The sequence below is a fragment of the Aquabacterium sp. genome (assembly GCF_004297345.1).
Taxonomy (GTDB): Bacteria; Pseudomonadota; Gammaproteobacteria; order Burkholderiales; family Burkholderiaceae_C; genus Aquabacterium.
This window is the reverse complement of record NZ_SCTN01000606.1, coordinates 1-7,032: the sequence shown is the minus strand read 5'-3', so window position 1 is coordinate 7,032 and position 7,032 is coordinate 1. Positions and strand designations below refer to the sequence as shown.

At 62.0% G+C, this 7,032-nt stretch carries 9 protein-coding genes; all 9 read left to right on the top strand.

What is annotated here, in order from left to right; translation table 11 throughout:
- The coding region (locus EPO09_RS22025; protein WP_290646742.1) for a hypothetical protein at positions 1–2,199 on the top strand (2,199 nt) is incomplete at its 5' end.
- A gap of 19 nt (positions 2,200–2,218) precedes the next feature.
- Positions 2,219–2,539 carry a hypothetical protein gene (locus tag EPO09_RS22020; protein ID WP_290646740.1) on the top strand — a complete coding sequence of 107 codons (321 nt, stop codon included), beginning with the start codon at positions 2,219–2,221 and terminating at the stop codon, positions 2,537–2,539.
- 11 nt (positions 2,540–2,550) lie between these two features.
- Positions 2,551–3,402, top strand: a complete 852-nt coding sequence (locus EPO09_RS22015; protein WP_290646738.1) for a hypothetical protein — start codon at positions 2,551–2,553, stop codon at positions 3,400–3,402.
- Positions 3,399–3,572: a hypothetical protein gene (locus tag EPO09_RS22010; RefSeq protein ID WP_290646736.1), complete on the top strand. Its 174-nt coding sequence runs from the start codon at positions 3,399–3,401 to the stop codon at positions 3,570–3,572. The genes EPO09_RS22015 and EPO09_RS22010 overlap by 4 nt, the downstream gene beginning before the upstream one ends.
- 17 nt (positions 3,573–3,589) lie before the next feature.
- Complete coding sequence (locus EPO09_RS22005) at positions 3,590–4,432, top strand: peptidoglycan-binding protein (RefSeq protein WP_290646734.1); 843 nt, start codon at positions 3,590–3,592, stop codon at positions 4,430–4,432.
- 20 nt (positions 4,433–4,452) lie between these two features.
- Positions 4,453–4,863, top strand: a complete 411-nt coding sequence (locus EPO09_RS22000) for a hypothetical protein (RefSeq protein WP_290646732.1) — start codon at positions 4,453–4,455, stop codon at positions 4,861–4,863.
- Between the two features lie 60 nt (positions 4,864–4,923).
- Positions 4,924–5,211 (top strand): helix-turn-helix transcriptional regulator, encoded by a 288-nt coding sequence (locus EPO09_RS21995; RefSeq protein WP_290646729.1) that lies wholly within the window; start codon positions 4,924–4,926, stop codon positions 5,209–5,211.
- 408 nt (positions 5,212–5,619) lie between these two features.
- The gene (locus EPO09_RS21990) at positions 5,620–5,946 is read left to right on the top strand and encodes a hypothetical protein (protein ID WP_290646727.1); all 327 of its coding nucleotides are present in this window, start codon (positions 5,620–5,622) and stop codon (positions 5,944–5,946) included.
- 39 nt (positions 5,947–5,985) lie between these two features.
- The gene (locus EPO09_RS21985) at positions 5,986–6,480 is read left to right on the top strand and encodes a hypothetical protein (RefSeq protein WP_290646725.1); all 495 of its coding nucleotides are present in this window, start codon (positions 5,986–5,988) and stop codon (positions 6,478–6,480) included.
- Positions 6,481–7,032 lie beyond the last annotated feature (552 nt).

Sequence of the window (7,032 nt, the reverse complement as noted above, 5' to 3'; positions counted from 1 at the left end):
CCGGCCAACGGCACAACATTCGGGTGGTACAGTCCCGGCAACAGTGCGGACGTGGACCAAGCATTTGTGATGCCGGGCGGCAAGACGGCCATCGGGCGGGTGGCGTTGCCAATCAAGCCGGTAAACAACGGCGCCGACCTGCTGGTCACCCTGTGGCCAAACAACGCTGGCGCTCCAGACACCAGCGGAACGCCGCTGTCGTCGACCTACGTACCGGCGTCGTGGATAAATAACCTGGCTGCCATCGACGGCCTAACTATCGACACGCCCGTACTGGCGCAGCCACAGTTCAACTCCTCGTTGTACCTGTCGAGCGGAACGCAGTCGTGGATAGTTCCCGCCGGTACCGACACGTCTAACGTGTTTGATGTGTCGGTGGTGTCCAGCGGCAACTACTCAATCATCTTGGGTGGAGCCGACGACGCCACGTTCCTGGCGGTAAACAACGTCAGCGTCGCTGCCTTTAACGGCGGTACGACGTACGGACTACCGCAGCATGCGACTCCGCTACCCAAGAACATCGTGCAGGGGTCGACCGCTGCCACCGCCGACACCGTTATGTACGCGGGCGGAGCGGCAGCGCTAACTGGCACCACTACCCTGGGGTTCAAGGGCGTATATACCGCCAGCTGGGATCCCAACACCGGCACAATCGGTAGCTGGAGTAAGCAGCCAGACCTGCCAGCCGCATCAGTGAACGGCAGCGGAGCTTCGTACGGCAACTTCGTGTACGTTATCGGAGGGGATACTGACAACACCGGAGCCACCCAGACCACGGCAGTCTACTACAACACGTCGTCCAATGGATCGCTCAGCGCGTGGTCTACCACCACCCCCCTGCCGACGGCCCTTGATGACACATTTGCGGCTGCGCTTAATGGGTGGCTGATTGTGTGTGGTGGAGCCCACACCGGCGTGGTGGCCAGCGCTTCCGTGTACTACGCCCGAATCAACGCTGACGGGTCGCTGGGTGCGTGGAATACCGGCCCCAACCTGCCGGTGCCGGTGTACTTCGCTGGCGGAGCCAACGGCAACGTCATCGATGACTACTTCATCGTAGCGGGCGGGATCGACTCCGGCAACAACTTCGTAAACGACATCCAGGTCATATCGGTAACTGACGCCGGGCTGGGCAACTGGGTGCGAACGGCCGGAACCGGCACCAGCATCATCGATAGCTTTTACACCAGCTCGTTCACGACGACCAATGGGTCCGGCGTGCTGGTAGCTGTCGACCGGGTAAACCAGCGGTACGTGCATTTCGAATTCTCGCCCGTGCCGCTGATCTCGATACCGTTGCCCGCTACGGGCCTCACCGCCACGGGCACGTACCACGTGGTGATGCAGCAAAACCAGGGGCCGGACGCGTCAAGCTACTTGTCGTTCGGGTATCAGATCAACACTCCGCTGCCCAACAACATGAAGACTAGCACGCGCAACAGCGGCACCTGGACCAACTTCTCTACCGCCACCGCCGTGCCGATGGTGGTGTACGACAAGACCGCGTCCGGCAGCGTGATCCACACATGGGACGACCCGAACGACAGCACGCAGGCGGCAGCCACCACGACCTTGGTGCTGTCGTCAAATCAGAAGACGCTGCTGGGTCTGTGCGAGTCAACGACCGAGCCCAACAACGCGCTGGATGCAAACCCGGCGTTTACCTCGGTCACGGCCCCATGGTACTCGGTGGGATGCACCCTGACCAGGTCCAGCGCGCAGACACACGGTGGGTTTCCGTTCTCCGGCTTGATTACGCCGGACGGCGTTACCAACGGTCCGTACATCGAGTCCGAGAACATCCCCATATCGACCAACCCCAGCCTGATCAACGGCGAGTTTTACTACGTCACCGACGGATGGGTGTACTCCAGCGCGGGGTGGAACCAGGTCAGCATCAGCATCAACTGGTTTGATCGCAACGGGGTATACATCTCGACGTCGTTCAGCGGCACTAACATAGCTGCCGCCACCTGGACTCACCTGGTGAAGACGTTCGAAGTGCCAGTGGGCGCGCACTACGCCGGGGTAAACCCGACGATGACCAACACACCAGCAGTAACCGACCTGCTGTATCTGTCCAACATACGACTACTGCGCGCCCCGGTGAACACCGGAGCGCTGTCGGCGGTGTCGTACATCACGTACGCTGACGGCGTGGTTCCCCCACGACCAATAGGCGTTACGAAGCTCAACTGAACGAGGCGGGAGATATGTGTTGGTTAGTAACAACCGCGAGGGTCAGCAGGACGACGATGCCGTTGTCAGCTACAGTGTGAAAGAGCTTTTGCAGGATATCAAGGGCTCTGTTGACAAGCTGTACGGCAAGATAGACAGCAAGGCTGACTACGAGCAAGTAGAAGACCTGGCCCGGCAGGTAGTGGACGTAAGATCTCGGGTGGACCGTATCGAACTGGACATACAGGTCGAAACCGAGAGGCAGACGGCCCTGACCGAATGGCGCCGGTACGCCATCCCCACTGTTTTAACTGTTGCGCTGCTGGTGGTCGCCGTAGCACAATGGATCACAACCAAGTAAGGAGCGGTCAGATGACCGTAGCTATTCACGTTATCACCGAAGCTGACCCGGCGTCCAGGCCTCGGCTCGGTCGTCACATCGAACACCACGCGGCGTCGATACGACACGCGGCGGGGGTGGCGCCGAAGGTCGCGCTGAAGTCGGTGGTGTGGACGAGGCGAACCACCGACCCCGTGTTCGATCAGGGTCAGCTGGGATCGTGCACCGGTAACGCCCTCACTGCCGCTCTCGGAACCGACTCGCTGGGGCGCACGGCCTCGCCGACGGTATCAGTCACCGCCGACAGCAAGGGCATTTTCGCCGCTGGGTCGTACGAGCTGAACGAGGATTTCGCTGTCAAGGCGTACACCCTCAACACGTGGCTGGACAGCATCCCGGGGCACATGCCGCAGGACGACACCGGGTCGTCGGGTGTAGCGTGCGGCAAGACCGGTCAGCAGCTCGGACTGCTCAAGGGCTACACGCACGCGTTCAGCTACTCGGCTATGGTGACGGCGCTGCAGTCGGGCCCGGTGCTGATCGGCATCCCGTGGTACAACTCCATGTTCGACCCCGAGTCGGACGGACACATTCCGCTCGATGAGTCCAGCGGCCTGGCGGGCGGTCACGAGCTGCTGGTCCGTGAGTACGACGCGGTGAACGACCGGGTGTGGCCCGACAATTCGTGGGGGACGTCGTGGGGCGTCAACGGTCGTGGCTACATCAAGGGCGCCGACATGAAGACTCTGCTGGCGCAGAACGGCGACGTGACCGTTCCGCTGTTCGCAGGCGTTACGCCACCCCCTGCGCCGTCCGTCGATCCGGCCGTTCTCAGCGCGTACACCTCGCTGCGAGCGTGGGCGATAGCTAACGGCGTCGCATGAGCGTGTGGTCGGCGTTGTGGCCCAATCTGCTGGCCAACGTGCTGTGGGTGCCCGTGGTGTGGGCGTATCACAAGGTCAACAACCGGCGTCACGCCGACCACATCCGACAGCTCCACCAGGAGCATCGTCGGGACATTCAACTACTACTCAACGGCAAGGAGACACCGTAGTGACGACTGCACTATGGATGCCCGGCGCCATCCAGGATGACGTCGGAGATCACGCACCAACCGACCAACAGTACCCGCCAAAGGCCATCGGCCACATCACGTGGGATCGCAACGCCACACCGAAGGCCCCGCAGGACCTGGTGTCGTTCAACAAACTGAGATCCTACTTCACCGGCTCCGGTGTGGGAGTTGCGCCGCATATCCTGTGGTCCCCGTTCACCGGCGAAATCTGCCAGTTCTACCCCGCCGACTCCAGATCCAAGTCCGTGGTGGACCTGGCCGGAGGTACCCGGACCAACCGCGCCGGTAAGGTTGTCATCCAAGTAGAGGCCCTGTTCTTCCCGTACTGTCGCGTCGACGGCACAGTGTACGCCACGCTGTCCGACACGCCTTGTAAAGGCTGGGCAGATCTCAATGCTTGGGTCCGATCGCTGGGCGTCCCGGACACGTGGCCGATGGGCCGACCAACCGACTTCACTCCGCACCGAAGCGAACACGTATGGGAAACTGAGGGCGGCTGGTACGGCCACTCACAGGTTCCCGAGAACACTCACGTCGACCCCGGGTCGTGGCCTGCGTTCGTGGTGCCCGTCGTCCCGGCCAAACCCACGTACGAGCCGTTCCCCGGCAAGAGTTTCTTCTCATCGGGCCGGAAGAGTCCCATCATCGCCGCGATGCACAAACGGCTGGTGGCAGTCGGGTGCAACCACTACTTGTCGTCGCTCAAGGCCGACGTGTGGGGCTCTGGCGACGAACGTTCGTACGCGGCGTGGCAACGCCACCTGGGTTACACCGGCAGCGACGCCGACGGAACCCCCGGCCCCACTTCGTGGGCGAAGCTGCACGTTCCCAACGTGTGATCACAGAGAGAAGCGGAAACATGGACATCACCATCTTCAGGCGGGAACCGGCCGCGTGGCTGGCGTTCGTCGCCGTAGTCGTCAAGCTGATCTCAGCGTTCTGGCTGAACGTCTCCGACGACCAGCAGGCAATGATCAACGCGGTGGCTGCCGCGCTGGTCGGCGTGATCGTCGCATTCATGACGCATGACGGCGTCGCTGCCGCCGTGTACGGGTTCGCTCAGGCTGCTCTGGCCCTCGCCGTCGGGTTCGGACTCAGCTGGTCGGCCGACCAGCAGGCGGTGGCGCTGTCCGCCGTGTCGGTGATTCTGGCGCTGTTCGTGCGCACGCAGGTAACGGCAAAGGTGCCTCCGGCTATCCCGGCGTCTCTGCGTCGCGGCGTGTACGTCACCGCCTACGACGACGGCCCCAAGACCGGCAACCAGGAGTAGTAACTGGTAGTTACGGGCGGGTACTAGCGCGCGGCGCAAATCCCGTGTTATACTTGTATCATGGATACGACGAACACGGGAACAGCCGTTACTCTGGAAGCGTTCGCCGAGCGGGTCGGGTGCCACTTCACAACGGCATCCCGTATTCGCGCAGGCCACCGACTGCCCGGTCGAGTTTTGCTGGGCGTCATAGTCGAGAAGTACAACCTCGACCCCAAGGAGGCCCTCAAGGCCTTCACCACGAACAAGGAGACGTTCGGCGCGTACCTGCGAGCCAACATCTTCGGCAACGACTACCACCAGCAGGTTACTGGCGTGACGAAGCAGGAGCACGCCAATGCTGCCTGAAGTCGACGAGTACGCGGTTCGAGTGATGCGAGTCGACGAGCAGATGGCCGAGATCCGGCAACGGGTCTCGGCCTCTGACTTCGAGGTGGTTCGACCGGGGCGGTGGCGGTACCTACCCGAAGGCCTGGAGGTCGAAACCGGGTATACTTATGGCGAGGGCCGTCTTCGTGTATACTCGAAAGAGAGCGGGCGGCAGCCTCAGAGCGAGTTCGTAGTCTCCGGTCGAGTCGACGACCTTGCCGAGTTTAATCGGCTGTTCCCTGTCTGCAGCTGATCTGCCGCCCCCCACGGCCGACGCCCCAACCAGGCTTCCCACACTGGTTGGGGCGTCGGCTTATTTTTTGATCGCATACTTGCGTACGCGACAACCGCATGTTATCCTGGGTGGTAAACAACCGGGAGGCTGCGATGAGCCACACTAGTAAGTTGTTGAAGTCGTATAAGCCAGGCGACCGAATAGTGTGCGACCGCGCACCGTTCATAGGTCAGCCGGTTCACTGGAATCCGCGCAGTGACTTCGACCCGTCCCCATTCTCTCTGGGTGTGTTCCGCTACAACGGCTCCGAGTGCAAGCTTGAAAAGCCGGTAGCATACTTGTCGGCTGCCGACGGCTCGTTCTGGTTCTGTCCGTCGTGCGCAAAAGACATGAACCCGGACGACCTGCTGTCGGAATTCCGTGGCGACGGCACCGCAGTCATCTTGTGTGATTCGTGCGGCTCGGCCATCAAGGCGTAGTACTTGCTCCTGGTGCAAGTGTCATGTTATACTGGTGGCATGGCATCCAAGGAAGAACTTAGGTCTCGCATCAAGATGGTGACTGAAGCCATCAAGGTCCACGACGCCGAATGCTGCTCCTCGGCCCGACCGTGCGGCATGCGGTCGGGCCTGTCGGCTACGCTCAGTAGGTACCAGAAGGCGGTTGGCGCCACCCCTGCCGCGCCGCTCCCTAGCACAATCCGAATTCCGGTCACCGAACCCGGCATGTACCGGCGGGACGGCCGAGTGTACAAGGTCAAGTTCTCAGGCAACGGCCGTCTGTACGCCGAGGTTAACACCCCGCTGGTCACACCGGTGATGATGGCAAACGGTAAGCAGCGGATGCACAAGTTCGTTTACGACCGGGGCGCAATAATGCGGCTGTCGGCCAGCGATCGGATGACCGTCGAGGACGCTGAGAACTGGTCGGCCGACAACGGCGCGTGCTGCCGGTGCGGCATCACCTTGACGGCCAGCATCGGGATCGGACCCGTGTGCCGGAAGAAGATATGATGGTTGCCAAGCCGCGAGACGAGGACGCGTGGGTCAAGCTGCAGGGCCAGCCCGCGCGTCGACGGTACGAGCACGCGGACACGTTCGCCCGACGGGTCAGCCTGGCCTACTCGTTTAGGCGGCGGGTCAGCAGACACGCGTCGGGATGCTGGACGTGGTCGGGCGCCATGTCAGCCGCAGGCGAGCACCGACGACATCCGATGTTCTACCATCGGCGCGATCCGCGACCCAACAACGAGACGTCGTCGCGGTCGGCGTTCCTGTGGATGATGACCGCGTGGTTCCCCGAATCTGGCATCCAGCGGTACGATCGGACGGTTCAAACGTGCGGCAACGACCGGTGTATCAGCCCGTATCACCGCGCCAACCTCCGCGTCACATCCCGAACCACTCCCCGCATGACTACTGAGGTGGTGCTGGCGCTGTACGCGCTGAAAGGGTCGATGTCGTTGGCCGAAGCGGGTGACAAGTTCGGTGTGACGCAAGCAGCGGTGCAAAAGATCTGGGCCGGGCGAACGTGGTCCAGCGTCACCGGGCAGAAGTTCGAACCCG

Bases quoted from the DNA above. Each gene is read 5' to 3' on its own strand.
- EPO09_RS22015 (WP_290646738.1), top strand. From the start codon at position 2,551: ATGACCGTAGCTATTCACGTTATCACCGAAGCTGACCCGGCGTCCAGG.
- EPO09_RS22010 (WP_290646736.1), top strand. From the start codon at position 3,399: ATGAGCGTGTGGTCGGCGTTGTGGCCCAATCTGCTGGCCAACGTGCTG.
- EPO09_RS22005 (WP_290646734.1), top strand. From the start codon at position 3,590: ATGCCCGGCGCCATCCAGGATGACGTCGGAGATCACGCACCAACCGAC.
- EPO09_RS22000 (WP_290646732.1), top strand. From the start codon at position 4,453: ATGGACATCACCATCTTCAGGCGGGAACCGGCCGCGTGGCTGGCGTTC.
- EPO09_RS21995 (WP_290646729.1), top strand. From the start codon at position 4,924: ATGGATACGACGAACACGGGAACAGCCGTTACTCTGGAAGCGTTCGCC.
- EPO09_RS21990 (WP_290646727.1), top strand. From the start codon at position 5,620: ATGAGCCACACTAGTAAGTTGTTGAAGTCGTATAAGCCAGGCGACCGA.
- EPO09_RS21985 (WP_290646725.1), top strand. From the start codon at position 5,986: ATGGCATCCAAGGAAGAACTTAGGTCTCGCATCAAGATGGTGACTGAA.